15 protein-coding genes are annotated in these 15,095 nt (G+C 48.2%); 7 read left to right on the forward strand and 8 right to left on the reverse strand.

The features are described 5' to 3' along the window. The first annotated feature begins 3 nt into the window (after positions 1-3). The 3 genes from ACOIT5_RS07795 to ACOIT5_RS07805 all read left to right on the forward strand — a co-directional run bounded on the left by ACOIT5_RS07795 (position 4) and on the right by ACOIT5_RS07805 (position 3,047). Positions 4-1,650: an AMP-binding protein gene (locus ACOIT5_RS07795; RefSeq protein WP_423129912.1), complete on the forward strand. Its 1,647-nt coding sequence runs from the start codon at positions 4-6 to the stop codon at positions 1,648-1,650. A 49-nt stretch (positions 1,651-1,699) separates the two neighbouring features. Continuing rightward, positions 1,700-2,233, forward strand: a complete 534-nt coding sequence (locus ACOIT5_RS07800; protein WP_423129913.1) for a ribosome maturation factor RimM — start codon at positions 1,700-1,702, stop codon at positions 2,231-2,233. A gap of 106 nt (positions 2,234-2,339) precedes the next feature. Continuing rightward, complete coding sequence (locus ACOIT5_RS07805; RefSeq protein ID WP_423129914.1) at positions 2,340-3,047, forward strand: head GIN domain-containing protein; 708 nt, start codon at positions 2,340-2,342, stop codon at positions 3,045-3,047. Positions 3,048-3,252: 205 nt separating this feature from the next. Here the strand turns inward: ACOIT5_RS07805 and ACOIT5_RS07810 are convergent, their stop codons facing one another. Both ACOIT5_RS07810 and ACOIT5_RS07815 read right to left on the reverse strand, forming a co-directional pair. Beyond that, positions 3,253-3,816 (reverse strand): L-threonylcarbamoyladenylate synthase, encoded by a 564-nt coding sequence (locus tag ACOIT5_RS07810; RefSeq protein ID WP_423129915.1) that lies wholly within the window; start codon positions 3,814-3,816, stop codon positions 3,253-3,255. After that, on the reverse strand, positions 3,809-4,936 hold the full coding sequence (locus ACOIT5_RS07815; RefSeq protein ID WP_423129916.1) for a glycosyltransferase family 4 protein: 1,128 nt from the start codon (positions 4,934-4,936) through the stop codon (positions 3,809-3,811). The genes ACOIT5_RS07810 and ACOIT5_RS07815 overlap by 8 nt, the downstream gene beginning before the upstream one ends. Before the next feature lie 242 nt (positions 4,937-5,178). On the opposite strand from ACOIT5_RS07815, the gene ACOIT5_RS07820 reads away from it, so the two are divergent. Beyond that, positions 5,179-5,598: a hypothetical protein gene (locus ACOIT5_RS07820; protein WP_423129917.1), complete on the forward strand. Its 420-nt coding sequence runs from the start codon at positions 5,179-5,181 to the stop codon at positions 5,596-5,598. A gap of 81 nt (positions 5,599-5,679) precedes the next feature. On the opposite strand, the gene ACOIT5_RS07825 is transcribed toward ACOIT5_RS07820, so the two are convergent. The 5 genes from ACOIT5_RS07825 to ACOIT5_RS07845 form a co-directional block, all read right to left on the reverse strand. Continuing rightward, positions 5,680-6,174, reverse strand: a complete 495-nt coding sequence (locus ACOIT5_RS07825; protein WP_423129918.1) for a dihydrofolate reductase — start codon at positions 6,172-6,174, stop codon at positions 5,680-5,682. 66 nt (positions 6,175-6,240) lie between these two features. After that, complete coding sequence (locus ACOIT5_RS07830; RefSeq protein WP_423129919.1) at positions 6,241-7,035, reverse strand: thymidylate synthase; 795 nt, start codon at positions 7,033-7,035, stop codon at positions 6,241-6,243. Positions 7,036-7,192: 157 nt separating this feature from the next. Beyond that, positions 7,193-8,188: a substrate-binding domain-containing protein gene (locus ACOIT5_RS07835; protein ID WP_423129920.1), complete on the reverse strand. Its 996-nt coding sequence runs from the start codon at positions 8,186-8,188 to the stop codon at positions 7,193-7,195. Positions 8,189-8,316: 128 nt separating this feature from the next. Further along, positions 8,317-9,783, reverse strand: a complete 1,467-nt coding sequence (locus tag ACOIT5_RS07840; RefSeq protein WP_423129921.1) for a NupC/NupG family nucleoside CNT transporter — start codon at positions 9,781-9,783, stop codon at positions 8,317-8,319. A gap of 10 nt (positions 9,784-9,793) precedes the next feature. After that, positions 9,794-10,387, reverse strand: a complete 594-nt coding sequence (locus ACOIT5_RS07845; RefSeq protein WP_423129922.1) for a bifunctional nuclease domain-containing protein — start codon at positions 10,385-10,387, stop codon at positions 9,794-9,796. A 264-nt stretch (positions 10,388-10,651) separates the two neighbouring features. Here ACOIT5_RS07845 and rplU point away from each other — a divergent pair, with 264 nt between their 5' ends. The 3 genes from rplU to serS all read left to right on the forward strand — a co-directional run bounded on the left by rplU (position 10,652) and on the right by serS (position 12,713). Then, complete coding sequence (rplU, locus tag ACOIT5_RS07850) at positions 10,652-10,963, forward strand: 50S ribosomal protein L21 (protein ID WP_423129923.1); 312 nt, start codon at positions 10,652-10,654, stop codon at positions 10,961-10,963. A gap of 21 nt (positions 10,964-10,984) precedes the next feature. Then, positions 10,985-11,251 carry a 50S ribosomal protein L27 gene (gene rpmA, locus ACOIT5_RS07855; RefSeq protein ID WP_282591258.1) on the forward strand — a complete coding sequence of 89 codons (267 nt, stop codon included), beginning with the start codon at positions 10,985-10,987 and terminating at the stop codon, positions 11,249-11,251. A gap of 187 nt (positions 11,252-11,438) precedes the next feature. After that, positions 11,439-12,713 carry a serine--tRNA ligase gene (serS, locus tag ACOIT5_RS07860; RefSeq protein ID WP_423129924.1) on the forward strand — a complete coding sequence of 425 codons (1,275 nt, stop codon included), beginning with the start codon at positions 11,439-11,441 and terminating at the stop codon, positions 12,711-12,713. On the opposite strand, the gene ACOIT5_RS07865 is transcribed toward serS, so the two are convergent. After that, positions 12,706-14,982, reverse strand: a complete 2,277-nt coding sequence (locus ACOIT5_RS07865; RefSeq protein WP_423129925.1) for an NADP-dependent malic enzyme — start codon at positions 14,980-14,982, stop codon at positions 12,706-12,708. The genes serS and ACOIT5_RS07865 overlap by 8 nt on opposite strands. Between the last annotated feature and the right edge of the window lie 113 nt (positions 14,983-15,095).

Genomic DNA, 15,095 nt, shown 5'->3' on the forward strand with positions numbered 1-15,095 from the left:
TTTATGAATATGCACACCAGGGCTCCCGGACTGATTGACTTGTACCAAAAAACATTTGCCAGGCACCGGGAACTGCCTGTTTTCTCTGATTATGAAGGAAAAATTTACACTTACGGCGACGTTGCCAAACTGATCAAACAAATCCATCATTTTTTTAAAAAAAGCGGCATCCAAAAAGGAGATAAAGTAGCGTTGTTCGGACGAAACTCTTCTGACTGGGGAGTTACCTTCCTGGCTGTGATTTCGTATGGAGCCGTTGCTGTTCCTGTTCTTCCCGATTTCAATCCGCTGGACGTCCATCACATCATCCGCCACTCCGAGTCGAAGCTGTTATTCGCCATTGACTCGTTGTTCGAAAAACTGGAAATGAACGAGATGCTCGGCCTGGAGGGCGTCGTCAGTTTAAGCAGTATGAGCGTGTTGGCGGGTAAATCACCCGATTTAGCTCTGGCTTGGGAACACAGCGCAGAGCTTGCGCAACAGCTTTCTGCTCAGGAATTTCAGTTGGACGAGCTGGCAGATGACGCGGTATGCGTGATTTCCTATACGTCGGGCACTTCGGGTTTTACCAAAGGGGTGATGTTAACGGCCAAAAGCCTGTATTCCAATATTATTTTCGCACGGGAACATATGCCCCTGCAGGTAGGGCACCAGATTGTATCTTTTTTGCCGATGGCGCACGTGTTTGGATTGCTGTTCGAATTTTTGTTCCCGGTAACGCTGGGTTGCCACATTACTTTCTTAACCAAAGCGCCCACCCCGCAAGTCATCGTGAAAGCCTTCCGGGAAGTAAAGCCGCACCTGATCCTGTCAGTTCCGTTGGTGATTGAAAAAATCTATAAAAAACAAATTTTGCCGGCCATTGACAAGCCGGTGATGAGATTCCTGATGAAAGTACCCGGAATTTCAACGATCATCCATAAAAAAGTCAGGGAGAAACTGGTTGAAACCTTTGGTGGACGCTTTTACGAAATTGTGATTGGCGGAGCCCCGCTGAGTCGCGAAGTCGAACTGTTTTTCCGTAAAATCAGGTTCCCCTTTACCATCGGCTACGGAATGACCGAATGCGGCCCGCTGATTTCGTACGATGCCTGGAATACCACGCAACCGTTTTCTGCCGGTAAACTGGTCGACCGCATGCAGGTGCGCATCGATTCGGCAGACCCTTACCGCGAAGTTGGAGAAATACTGGTGAAAGGAGATCATGTCATGTCGGGCTATTATAAAAATGAAGAAGCCACCGCGCAGGCAATCGATGAGGAAGGCTGGCTGCATACCGGCGATCTTGGGCTGATCGATCGCAATAATTACATCTTTATTCGCGGGCGCAGCAAAAACATGTTGCTCGGACCTTCGGGCCAGAATATTTATCCCGAAGAAATTGAGGCCAGGCTGTCTAACCAGTCCTACGTGCTCGAATGCGTGGTGATTGGCCGCGACGACAAACTGGTAGCGCTGGTTTTTCCCGACCGGGAAGCCATGTTGGCCCACCATGTTTCGGATGATCAGTTGCTTCGGATTATGGAGGAAAACCGGCTGGCAACAAACCGCGACCTGCCCAAATACAGCCAGATTGCCCGCGTTGAGCTGGTTGATCAGGAATTTGAAAAGACGCCGAAACGAAATATAAAACGGTATTTATACACCTGATATACGAAAAGCGGTCGTAATTACAACCGCTTTTTTTAATTTTGCTTTCATGGAAACCATACGAAAAGACGATTGTCTGAAAATTGGCTATTTGCAGAAAACCCACGGAGTCAGAGGAGAACTCGTGCTCATACTCGACCCCGGCTTTGCAGATAGTTTGGAAGAGGAACCGACCTTATTTCTCGAAATTGACGGGCTGCTGGTTCCCTTTTTCCTGAAAGCAGATGGCGTTCGCTTCCGTTCGAACGAATCGGCCTTGCTTCAGTTTGACTGGGTTGACGACGAAAACCAGGCCCGCCGGTTAATTGGTTTGCCGGTTTTTATCGGGAAAGACGACTGGCTGAATGAGGAAGAAGACGTGCTGTTCCATCAACTGGTAGGTTATAAATTTTTCGACAGCAAGCTGGGTTTCATCGGATTGATTGAACAGGTTGACGATTATTCGGGAAATCTGATTTTTCAGCTGGATTACAAAGGGAAAGAGGTTTTGGTCCCTTTCAGCGACGACTTTTTAATTCGTTTTGATGAAGAAAATCAGGAAATTGAACTTGATTGCCCCGACGGAATTTTCGATCTGAATTGATCAGTCGGTTGATTGAAGCAACATTCGGGCAAAAACACAGTCTTTAATCACATTGAGTTGGGATAGGCCCTCAGAAAACAATAATTAATTAAATGAAGTGAAAATCATGAAGACAAAACTGAAAACAACCCTCGTCTTAGTTGCACTGATCTTTTGTGTTTCGTTTGTTCAGGCAGGCGAGGAAACCCGCGAAGTTCCGGCTTTTTCTGAAATCTCGTTTCGGATTCCCGGAAAACTCCACCTGGAACAGGGGAGCACCCAATCCATCGAAATTGTTGCTAAAGAATCAACGCTTGAACAGATCATTACTGAAGTGAAGGGGCGTGAGTTAATCATTCGTTTCCCCAATAAAAACCTGTTCTGGAAAGACTTTGATCCGGGTAAAATCGAAATCTTTATCACGGTTCCTGAAATTGGCGCACTTACGGTCTCGGGCTCCGGGCAAATTTATAACGACGGCGAAATTAATACCCGTATTCTGAACATGTCGGTTAGCGGCAGCGGTGATATTTTGCTCGACAACCTCAAGGCCGAACGGGTAAAAGCAACCATCTCCGGGAGCGGCCGGGTTGAATTGGCCGGGAACGGGAAAGCTGAAGACCTGAGTATAGCTGTTTCCGGATCAGGCAGTTACAAGGGCTTCGGCTTTGCGTCCGACGATGTTTCGGTTAAAATTTCCGGTTCGGGAGGCGCCGATGTCAATGCTGAACGCGCGTTGAAAATTACAATTGCCGGTTCGGGCAACGTCACCTATACCGGTCGGCCGTTAATCGATCAAACCGTGCTGGGCTCGGGGAGAGTGATTAAGAAATAAGCCGTAAGCTATTGAAAGAGGCTGCACGAGCAGGATTTTGAGAAGGTCGGGGCTGTACAAAAGCCCTTAATTTTTGAGAATCTGGTCACTCCGAATTTATTTCCGGGTCTGTTGTTCAATGAGATCCTGAAACGAGTTCAGGATGACTTGATCCGTTCACAAAAAAACCTGTTCGTGTAGCTTCTTTTTGCCGGTTCGGCCCGGGCTATTCCCTCAAAATCACGATCTCGCCGCCAAGACCAAGTTTAATGATGCTTGATGGTTTGGCGGGAACTGTTTCCTCTTGCCGGTAGTTGACGACATAATCAACCGCGGCTTTTATTTCATCACTGATTTCGGCAAAAAAAGAGGGCGATTTTTCGCCGCTGATGTTGGCCGATGTAGAAACGATGGGTTTTTTAAAGCGCCTGATCAGTTCGCGCGTAAACTCTTCCGAGGTGATCCTGATCCCGACGGTGCCGTCTTCTGCGATCAGGTTTTTGGCCAGGTTTTTGGCCCCGGGGTAAATAATGGTCATGGGTTTGTCATTCACCTCAATCAGGCTGTAAGCAATTTCGGGCACTTCGGCAACATATCGCTCCAGCAGGTTAATGTTCTCCATTAAAACCAGCATACTTTTCGAGTCGGCCCGTTTTTTTATTTCGTACACGCGTTTCACGGCAGCTTCGTTGGTCGCATCGCAGCCCAGTCCCCAAATGGTCTCTGTGGGGTACAGAATGATTCCTCCTTTATATAAAACGTCCAGCGCGCTTTTCAGATCTTCATGCATGATGTAAGTGTAAATAAAGGTTCATTAATGATTTGGCATATTTTTCAGGGCGAAAACGTTCGGCATTAATCCGGCCGTTCACGCTCAGTTCTTCTTTCAATGAAGGATTTCTCAAAATTTGTTTGATGCCTTCGGCAATTTCTTCCGGATCGGCGGGATTGATGTAATAAGCTGCATCGCCGCCAGCTTCGGGCATGCTGCTGATGTTCGACGTGAGGACTGCACAACCGCATGCCTGCGCTTCGGCAACAGGCAGGCCAAAGCCTTCGAAAACCGATGGGAAAACAGTCAGCTCGGCCATCTGGTACAGGTGACTGAGTTCCTGGTCGGTCACCTGGCGCAAAAAAATCAACTGTTTGCCCAGCGATTGGATCTGCGAACGGAGGGTATTCATGTATTTGGTGGCTTTGCCCGTTACAACCAGCGGCATATCGATGTTTCCGGTTAACAAGGCGTCTAAGGTGGCGCCCAGGTTTTTCCGGGCCTCAATGGCGCCGGGAGCCAGGATAAATTTGGCAGGCAGGCTGTAGAGCCTCCTGGTCTGTTCCAGTTCCTCGGGCAGGTTTTTTTGAAAGAAAAGCGGATTGACCGACTGGTAAAGCACGTCAATTTTTTCTTCCTGCACATGAAGGTATTCAACGATATCGCGTTTTGTTTGATGACTGACAGAGATAATCTGACCGGCAGTTTGGCAGGCATGTTTGTAGCGGCGGAACAAGGTGCGGCGGTCGGCAGCCCGGTAAAACCGTGGGAAGCGGATGAAAATCAAATCGTGGATGGTCACCAGGCTTTTGATTCCGGTTTTTTCGAGTCCAACCGGGAGTTCATGGCTTAACCCGTGGTAAATATGCAGGCCCGATTTTACCGCCAGTTCGGTGATTTTATACGTTCTCCAAAGCGGTTTGACGCTGTTCCACCAGATATTTTCGGGTGCGATCACCGCGGCAGGCGACGGGGCGGTATACAAACCGGTATTTTTCTTCGGCGTAAATAAAAAGTACCCGTTTCCCGGGTAACAGCTGCATAACGCGTTGATGGTATTGCGGCTATAATTTCCGGGACCCGTCGTATTCAGAAAAGCCTTTTGGGCATCGAAACCGATATTTAAGGCGATACTCATTGCTCAAAGTTACTAAATGCCGGGCGATGAATAATCGTTCCGTTACCAAAAAACACAAACCCGGGTTTTAGCGGCGGAGGAGTTGCCTGCTGGAAAGAAAATGATCTGTTCGTAAAATTTTTATTGTTTGCCGGAAGAGATGGATACAATAATTAACCCTGGCTGACGGTTTAATTATGTTGAAAGTATTTCCATATACCAGACCGCTTGGCCTGTAAAAACAAAAAAAAGACGAACGAATCATGAAAATGAAAAACAAACTGACAGCTTTTCTGATGCTGCTGACATTAAGCCTGGCGCTTCCCCTGCTTTCTCCGGCACAGGGAAAAAAGCCGGGAGGTCCGCCGCCCTGGGCGCCGGCACACGGCTACCGGGCTAAAACCCGGCATGTATACTTCCCCGAGCACAACTTCTACTACGATGTACAAAAGGGGGTGTATATTTACCTGAACGGGCGAAACTGGCAAGTAGGTGTCAATCTGCCCTTAGCCTTTGTGGATGTTAACCTGAGAAGGGCGGCTAAAGTGGAGTTGGACCTGCATACCGATAGGCCCCAGCAGTACAATGCCGAACATATCGCGAACTATAAGGATAAGGGAAAAAGCGGCGGTTGGGCGACGAAAGGGAAGACCGGTCATCCCGGGAAGGGAAATAAAAATTGATCAGGCCTTGATGGCCTGTAAGCGCACGGTTGGCTGACTATAAACGAAATGTCCCGGACTTTACACGGTCCGGGACATTTTTTATTTTCGTTTCAGATTGATGTATGAGTAATCGAATTGGTTCTTCCCGTCGTAGAAGTCTTCCCGGCTGAGTTCTTCCCATTCTTCGTATTTCACTTCCGGGAAATAAACATCAGCGTCAAAATCTTTATGAACCAGGGTGAGGTAAAGTTTCCCGGCCAAAGGATAAAACTGGCGGTAAATCATCCCGCCGCCAATCACAAATACTTCCTGCTCGTCTTTTACTTTCCCAATGGCTTCTTCGATCGAAAAAACCGTTTCGCATCCTTCAAAATAATCATCGGGTTTATCGGTAATAACAATATGCCGGCGGTTGGGTAAAGGCCATTTGGGCAGCGAGAGCAGGGTATTTCTGCCCATAATCAGGCTATGGCCCAGAGTAATTTCTTTAAAATGTTTCAGGTCGTTGGGCAGGTGAAAAAGCAAATCGTTGTTTTTGCCGATCGCGAAGTTTTTGGCAACAGCAACAATAATGGAAATATTTTCGTGGATCATGGTTTTTGAATTTATGATGCCGTTCCGGAGTAAGCCGCTGTTGGCTGAGCTCCCGTACAACTGTTTTTAAACCGAAACTTTTCCGCGAATATGGGGATCGGCCTCGTAATTAACTAACTCAAAATCTTCGTATTTGAAATCGAAGATGGATTTCACATCCGGGTTGATTTTCATCTCCGGTAATTTTTTGGGCGTACGGGTCAGTTGCAGTTTTACCTGTTCCTGGTGGTTAAGGTAGATGTGCACATCGCCTCCGGTCCACACAAAATCTCCCGGTTTTAGTCCGCACACCTGGGCCATCATCAAGGTTAACAAGGCATACGATGCAATGTTGAACGGAACACCCAGAAATACATCGCAACTGCGCTGGTAAAGCTGGCACGACAATTTGCCGTCTGCCACATAAAACTGGAACAGCAAATGGCAGGGGGGCAGGTTCATTTGGTCGAGTTCGCCCACGTTCCAGGCGCTCACGATGTGGCGCCGCGAGTCGGGGTTGTTTTTTATGCTGTCGGCTACCTGGCTGATCTGGTCAATGTGTTTGCCATCGGGCGTAGGCCACGAGCGCCATTGGTATCCGTAAATATGGCCCAGGTTTCCGTCCTTGTCGGCCCATTCGTTCCAGATTTTAACACCGTTGTCGGTCAGGTATTTGATGTTGGTGTCGCCGGCCAGGAACCACAACAATTCGTAAATGATCGATTTTAGGTGTAACTTTTTGGTTGTCAGCGCCGGAAAACCTTCTTCCAGGTTAAAACGCATCTGGTAACCAAACACACTCATGGTCCCGGTTCCGGTACGGTCGCTTTTCTCTACACCGTTTTTTGTAATATGGTCCAGTAAATCAAGGTATTGTCTCATGCTGTACTTCTTTCAGAAAAATCGATATCCCGATGATGAATGAATGGGGAAAGTTACAGGTTTTCGGTTGAATACCCAAAATCCGACAGAAAAGTTCGTGGTAAAAAAAGCGCGGATGTTGTTCCGCGCTCCGGTGAAGGGATTTTGAAACACAGTATTACTCAAATATCTCCTGTTCTGCAATAAATCCTTCAGAAATGACCGTCATACGGATATTTTGTTTGTTTACTACCTGGCCGTTCAGCAGAATAGCCGGTACGAGGCGGTGTCCGTTGTTCACGGTAAAGCCCATATTCTCGGACGGGTTTTTGCCTTTGGCCATCTTGATTGCCGCATCGGCGGCATTAAATGCCAACGATTCGATCGGCTTGTAAACTGTAATTGTTTGGTTCCCCAGAATGATATTGCGAATAGCCCCGATATCGGCGTCCTGCCCGGCAACCAGCACTTTGCCGGCTAACCCGTGTTCCTGAAGCGCTCTGATAACCCCGTCGGCCAGGGCGTCGTTTCCTGCAATCACCGCGTTAATTTCCTGTCCGCCCGCAATAATGGGTTTCATCATGACATAGGCGTCTTCAGGCTCCCAGCGTTTGACAAACTGGTGGCTGATCAGTTTGATATCGCCTTTGTCGATGAGCGGTTGCAAAACATTCATCCAGCCCAGGTGAAGCTGAAACGAGTTGTTGTCGGACGTGGGGCCCCCAATTAGGACATAGTTGCCGGTTGGTTGTACGGTTGTCAAAAAGTTGGCCTGTTGCTCACCCACATTGATGTTGTCGGTTGATACATAGAAATCGATATCGCTGTCTTTGATTAACCGGTCGTATGAAATGACCGGGATGTTTTGCTTTTTTGCCATTTTTACAATGCCTGCCGCAACGGTCATGTCAACCGGAATAATCACCAGCACATCCACGCCGGCGTTAATCAACTCCAAACCTTGTTGGAATTGTACCGAGGCGTCCGAATCAGCTACCTTAACCGTAACCGACCCTCCGAGCTCATTTACTTTCTTTACGAAAGAATCCCGGTCTTTTGCCCAACGCTCCCGGGCGGTTGTATCCATCAACAAACCAATTTCGGGCTGTTGTTTGCATCCGGCTAACAGCAAAAGAACCAGTAAGATCTGAAAAATCACATGGAATTGCTTCATATCGGAGATTTTTTTGTTAATACTAATCTCTGTTACGTATGAAGCCTCAACTAGGTTAAATATTCAAAAACATCACCGGTAAGTGTCAGCACGACGCGTCATCTGTATGCACGTCCCGTCCCTGATGATTAACCGAGGATCATCCCGATGATGGTGGCCGACATGAGCGAAGCCAGCGTTCCGGCCAGCAGGGCATATAAACCAAGACGCGACAACGCTACCCGTTTGTTTGGCGCCAATGCCCCGATTCCGCCGATTTGAATGCCAATGGAGGCAAAATTGGCAAAACCGCATAATACGTAAGTGGCCATGATCACCGATTTCTGCTCAACGAAAGCGCCGGCTGCCTTTAAGTCGGACAAGCTGATGTAGCCGATAAATTCGGTCAGGATCAGTTTTTCGCCCAGTAACCGGCCGGCAAGCATGATGTCCTGCGGGCAGATGCCAATCAGCCACATGATGGGGGCAAACAGGTAACCCAGCAGAAACTGGAGCGACAGTTCATGGAACCGACCGTTGGTTCCGGTTGCAATCAGTTCATTCAGTCCGGTCCACGAACCAAATTTACCGATCGTAAAGTTAAACATGGCGATCAAGGCCAGGAAAGCGAGCAGCATGCCGGCCACATTGACGGCCAGTTTTATTCCGTCGGTGGTCCCGTTGGTGATGGCGTCGAGGGTGTTGCTGCCAATTTTATCTTTGCTGACTTCTACATCTTTATTCACCGAGTCGGGATTTGGAAAGATCATCTTCGAAAAAATAACGGCCCCGGGTGCAGCCATAACCGAAGCGGTGAGCAGGTGTTTGGCAAATTCGAGCCGGAGCAGGGGGTCATCCCCTCCCAGCATGCCAATGTAAGCGGCCAAAACGCCTCCGGCCATCGTCGCCATTCCACCGGTCATCACGAGCATCATTTCGGAATCATTCATTTTCGACAGGTAGGCTTTTATCATCAGGGGCGATTCGGTTTGGCCTAAAAAGATGTTCCCGGCCACCGAAAGCGCCTCCGCGCCCGATAATTTCATCAGCCGGGTGAAAAGCCAAGCCAGGGCCCATACGATCCGCTGGATGATTCCCCAGTAAAACAGCAGGCTGGTCAGAGCAGAGAAGAAAATGATGGTCGGCAAAATCTGGAAAGCGAATATGGATCCGAATTGGTTCATGTCGATCAGCGAACCAAACAGGAATTCGCTTCCAACTTTGGTGAAATCGAGTATTTTTACAAAGATCCTCCCGAAAAAATCGAAGCCGGCGCGAATAAACGGGACATACAGCACCCCTACCGCCAGAACAAGCTGAAAAATCAATCCTACGCCAACCGATTTCCAGGGAATGTGTTTCCGGTTTCGGGAAAAAAGCGCCCCCAGGGCAACCAAAACCAGCATACCCAACAGGCCGCGCAGGATCGTCATGAAACTGAATGAACGCTGATGCCCGGATGATAACAGGATATTTGATGTGTTACCGGACGGACTTTCAGTCAGGATTTCTTCGGTCGGGACGACCGGTTCTTCCTGCGAAGCGGCTGAGGCAATACCGGATACGGAACCGACCAGAAAGATCAGCAGGGTGAGCCCGAGGATAACTTGTTTCATTCGTCAGGAGTTATTTTTTTCGTCGGTTAATTTCATCGCGTATTTTCGATGCCCGTTCGTAGTTCTCGTTTTTGATCGCTTCATTCATCATGTCGGTCAGTTCTTTTACCGTGAACCGGTCAAACTCGGATTCTTTCTTCTGACTTTTTCGCTCGTCTTCCTCGCCCTCAAAGTCGGCCATCGACGGGCTTTCCGGATCCAGGATGATTCCGGCTTTGCTCAAAATATCTTCGGTGGTATAAATCGGGCACTTAAACCGTAAGGCCAGGGCAACAGCATCCGAGGTCCTGGAGTCGATCCGGGTTTCCTGGTTTCCCATTTCACAAACCAGTTCCGAAAAGAAAATCCCTTCTTCCAGTTTGTAGATGATGACTTCGGAGATATGAATATCGAAAGCGACAGACAAGTTTTTAAACAAATCGTGGGTAAGCGGACGAGGTGGTTTCAGCCCTTCAAGCTGGATGGCAATGGCCTGGGCTTCAACTGGTCCGATGATAATCGGAATCCTCCGGTCCCCGTTTTCTTCGGCCAGAACCAGCGCGTAAGCGCCGGATTGAGTTTGGCTAACAGACAGGCCCAGAATGTTTAATCGTACTTTTTGCATAATACAAGCCGAGAAGGTGTAATGAGCAAATATAACAATTGTTTTACTGAATCGCGTTACCTTAGCCGGATTCTTAACCGGTTATTTTCCCCAACAAGTAGGAAGACAGATCGTTTGGCTTTTCATTTTTACTAAAAAAGAATCTGAAATTTTTGGCAGTCGTTAAAAAATAGCTACTTTTGCAGACCAAAGTTTCGGGCAGGCTCAACAAGTGGACTTTCAAACGATTTCCCGCCTTCCGAAGAAAATAAAAAATAGCACAAGATGTACGCGATTGTAGAAATTGCCGGACAGCAATTCCGTGTCGAGAAAGACAAAAAATTGTTTGTTCACCGCCTCGAAACAGCAGCAGGCGAAAATGTAGAATTTGAGAAAGTTCTTTTGGTTGACAACGAAGGCGCCATTAAAATCGGCACCCCGGTTGTCGAAGGAGCTAAAGTAACCGCCAAAGTATTGGACCACCTGAAAGGTGAAAAAGTAATCGTCTTCAAAAAGAAAAGAAGAAAAGGTTACAAAAAGAAAAATGGTCACCGGCAGTATTTAACTCAGATTCAGATTGAAGAAATTATTGGATAACCCTAAAAACATTCATTAACCATGGCTCATAAGAAAGGTGTCGGTAGTTCGAAGAACGGACGCGAATCGGAAAGTAAACGACTCGGCGTAAAAATCTACGGCGGTCAGGTTTGCAAAGCTGGCAACATTTTGGTTCGTCAGCGCGGAACTTCTCATCATCCTGGTGATAATGTTGGTCTGGGAAAAGATCATACGTTATTTGCCCTGATTGATGGCACTGTCGTTTTCAGAAAGAAAAAAGACAACAGGTCGTATGTGTCTGTTGAGCCCGTTGTGGCAGCAAACTAAGACGATATTAAGATAAGCAAAAAAGAATCTCCTGTCTGGTTTGAGGCAGGAGATTTTTTATTTTATAACTTTGGCCGGCAGAACCAAACAACACCGGATCTGATCGGTAAATTGGTCTGAGTTTTTGTTTTTAGTACGATATCGAAAATAGTAAAATCGGGTCAGTGACCTTAAAAATCTGTTCAAAATGCTCAATCTACGTTTTATTCAGGAAAACCCCGAATTGGTTGTTGAAAAGCTGAAAAAGAAAAATTTCGATGCAGCCGGTATTGTCGGTCAAATCATCGATCTGTATAAAAAGAAGAATGAAACTCAGGCAAAAGCCGACCAGGTGAAAGCCGAGATGAATAAATTGTCGAAAGAGATCGGGCAGTTATTCCGCGAAGGAAAACAGGATGAAGCCAACTTGGCCAAAGAGCGTACCACCGAGCTGAAAGAAACCATCAAACAGTTGGATGACGATTTTTCGAAGATTGACGAACAGGTATTTGAATTACAGGTGCAACTGCCCAACCTGCCCGCCGAACTGGTACCCGCGGGGAGAACGCCCGAAGACAACCTGGTGGTGAAATCAGGCGGCAACCTGCCTGCTCTCGGCGCCGGTAAATTGCCCCACTGGGAGTTGGCCTCGAAATACAATCTGATCGATTTTGAATTGGGCGTAAAACTGACCGGAGCCGGGTTCCCGGTATACAAAGGGAAAGGCGCCCGCTTGCAGCGGGCACTGATCAACTTCTTTTTAAATGAAGCGGACAAAGCAGGCTACCTCGAAATTCAACCCCCGCTGATGGTGAACGAAGACAGCGGCTTTGGTACCGGCCAGCTGCCCGATAAAGAAGGGCAGATGTACCATGTGACCGAAGATAATTTGTACCTGATTCCCACGGCCGAAGTGCCGGTAACCAACCTGTACCGCGATGTGATTGTGGAAGCCAAAGACCTTCCCGTAAAAAATACCGCTTACAGCGCCTGCTTCCGCCGCGAGGCCGGCTCGTACGGCAAAGATGTACGCGGATTGAACCGCCTGCACCAATTTGACAAAGTGGAGATTGTGCAAATTGCCCATCCCGACAACAGCTACCAGGTGCTGGACGAAATGGTGGCCCATGTGGAAAGCCTGGTCCGGAAACTGGGATTGCCTTACCGCATCCTGCGTTTGTGCGGCGGCGATATGAGCTTCACCTCGGCCCTTACTTACGACTTTGAAGTGTTTTCCGCAGCCCAGGAAAAATGGCTCGAAGTGAGTTCGGTTTCCAATTTTGAATCGTTCCAGGCCAACCGGCTGAAACTGCGTTACCGCGACGAGCAAACCAAAAAACCGGTTATCGCCCACACCTTGAACGGCAGCGCCCTGGCCCTGCCGCGCATTGTGGCTGCCTTGCTTGAGAATAACCAAACTCCCGAAGGTATCCGTGTGCCCGAAGTATTGGTTCCGTTTTGCGGATTCGATTTGATTAACTGACTCTGGCATCCTGGGCATCGACTACCGCGATGGCAGTCAGGTTGATTATTTCCCTTACCGAGCTTTCCATCTGCAGCACATGGATGGGTTTTTTCATGCCCAGCAGGATCGGGCCGATGGCCTTCGCGGCTCCCAATTCCTGTAAGACCTTGTACAGGATATTCCCTGAGCTCAGGTTGGGGAAGATCAGTACGTTGGCATCCATATCTTTCAGTTTGGTAAAGGGAAATTTCTTATGCCTCAGGGCGCCGTTCAGTGCGTAATTAGCTTGCATCTCGCCATCCACGATCAGCTGGGGATGGGTTTGGTGCAGTATTTTTACTGCTTCCCCGGCCCTGATCGGGCTGCCTTTGCCTTTAAATGCGCCAAAGTTCGAGTAGCTCAGGATGGCGATGAGCGGTTCAATTTTAAACCGTTTAACCTCGTTGGCCACCAGCACGGTCGTGTCGGCGATGGTTTGTGCGTCGGGGTCTGAGTTGACAGTGGTGTCGGCCAGGAACAGGGGGCCTTTTCGGGTAAGCATCAGGTACATGCCGGCAATGTGGGGAAACTCTTCCCTGGGGCCGATCACATGGATGGCCGGGCGGATGGCGTCGGCATATTTATGCGAAAACCCGGAGATAAAGGCATCAGCTTCACCGGTTTCCACCATCATACATCCGAAATAGTCGTGGTTGTACATTTTGTCCAGGGCTTCTTCGAAACTCATGCCCTTGCGTTTTCGTTTTTCAAAGAGTATTTGGGCAAAACGCTGCCGTTTAGCTTCGCTTACCTCCCGGTGAATGTCAACAATGGGAATGTCTGTCATCTCGAGCATGTTCTTGTTGACGATCTGTTCGATTTCTGTTCGGTTTCCCATAAGAATCGGGTGGGCAATTCCCTGGTCGGCTACAAAGCGCGCTGCTTTCAATACCTTCAGGTTGTTGGCATCGGCAAAGACCACTTTCTTCGGATTCTGCCGGGCTTTGTTGCAAATGGTCATAATCAGTTTATTTTCCAGTCCAAGACGGGTGCCAAGTTCCTGTTCGTATGCCTCCCAGTCTTCAATAGGCTTTCGTGCTACCCCGGAATCCATGGCCGCTTTGGCCACAGCCGGAGAAACGGTAGTGATCAGACGTGGATCGAGTGGTTTTGGGATGATGTATTCTTTTCCGTAAACAATGTTTTCCATATTGTAAGCCTTGGTGACCAGTTCGGGCACGTATTCTTTGGCCAGGTTTGCCAGGGCCCGGACCGCGGCAATCTTCATTTCCTCATTAATCACCCTTGCTCTGACGTCGAGCGCTCCGCGGAAAATAAAGGGAAAGCCCAGCACATTATTAATTTGGTTGGGATAGTCACTTCTTCCGGTTGCCATGATGATATCATCACGGACATTTGTAGCATCTTCGTACGAAATTTCCGGGGTCGGGTTGGCCATGGCAAACACAATGGGATTTTTTGCCATACTGCGGATCATTTCTTTCGAAACGACATTTCCAACCGACAGGCCCAGGAAAACATCGGATTCCACCATGGCTTCAGCCAGGGAATGATAATGCCGGCGGCATACAAATTCCTGTTTCACCGGATTAAGATCGGTTCGTTTGTCTGACAATACGCCTTTGCTGTCGAACATGACGATGTTTTCTTTTCTGACGCCAAGCCGGAGGTAGAGTTTGGCGCAGGATACAGACGCCGCCCCCGCCCCGTTAATAACTACTTTTATTTGGTCAATTGGTTTGCCAACCAGCTCAAGCGCATTTAACAAACCGGCCGCGGAGATAATGGCCGTGCCGTGCTGGTCGTCGTGAAACACGGGGATGTCGAGCGCTTTTATCAATTGTTGCTCAATGTAGAAACACTCCGGCGCCTTAATATCTTCGAGGTTAATGCCGCCAAAAGTCGGGGAAATGGCCTTTACGACTTCAATTAGTCGGTCCGGGTCTTTTTCATCGACTTCGATATCAAATACATCAACATCGGCGAATATTTTAAACAACATTCCCTTCCCTTCCATAACCGGTTTCCCGGCTGCAGGGCCAATATCGCCCAAACCTAAAACCGCTGTGCCGTTTGAGATGACGGCCACCAGGTTGCCTTTTGAGGTGTATTTATAACTGTCTTCAGGGTTTTGCTGGATTTCGCGACAAGGTTGCGCTACTCCGGGGGTATAGGCCAACGAGAGATCATACTGGGTCAGGTGTGGTTTGGTCGGGATCACTTCAATCTTTCCCGGCCTTCCTTTTTGATGATACCACAAAGCATCTTCGTAAACTGTTTTTCCCATAGTTTCTGATTTTTGGCATATGATTCAAGTTACGACAATTTTGGCTGGAGAACCAGTCTTTTGTTCTGGCGTTGTCTGAAATAAGAAGGAATAAGAGCAAAGAATACAAAAAG

Origin of the sequence: Gaoshiqia hydrogeniformans (genome assembly GCF_049347105.1) — a bacterium.
In the GTDB taxonomy this organism is placed as follows: domain Bacteria; phylum Bacteroidota; class Bacteroidia; order Bacteroidales; family Prolixibacteraceae; genus Gaoshiqia; species Gaoshiqia hydrogeniformans.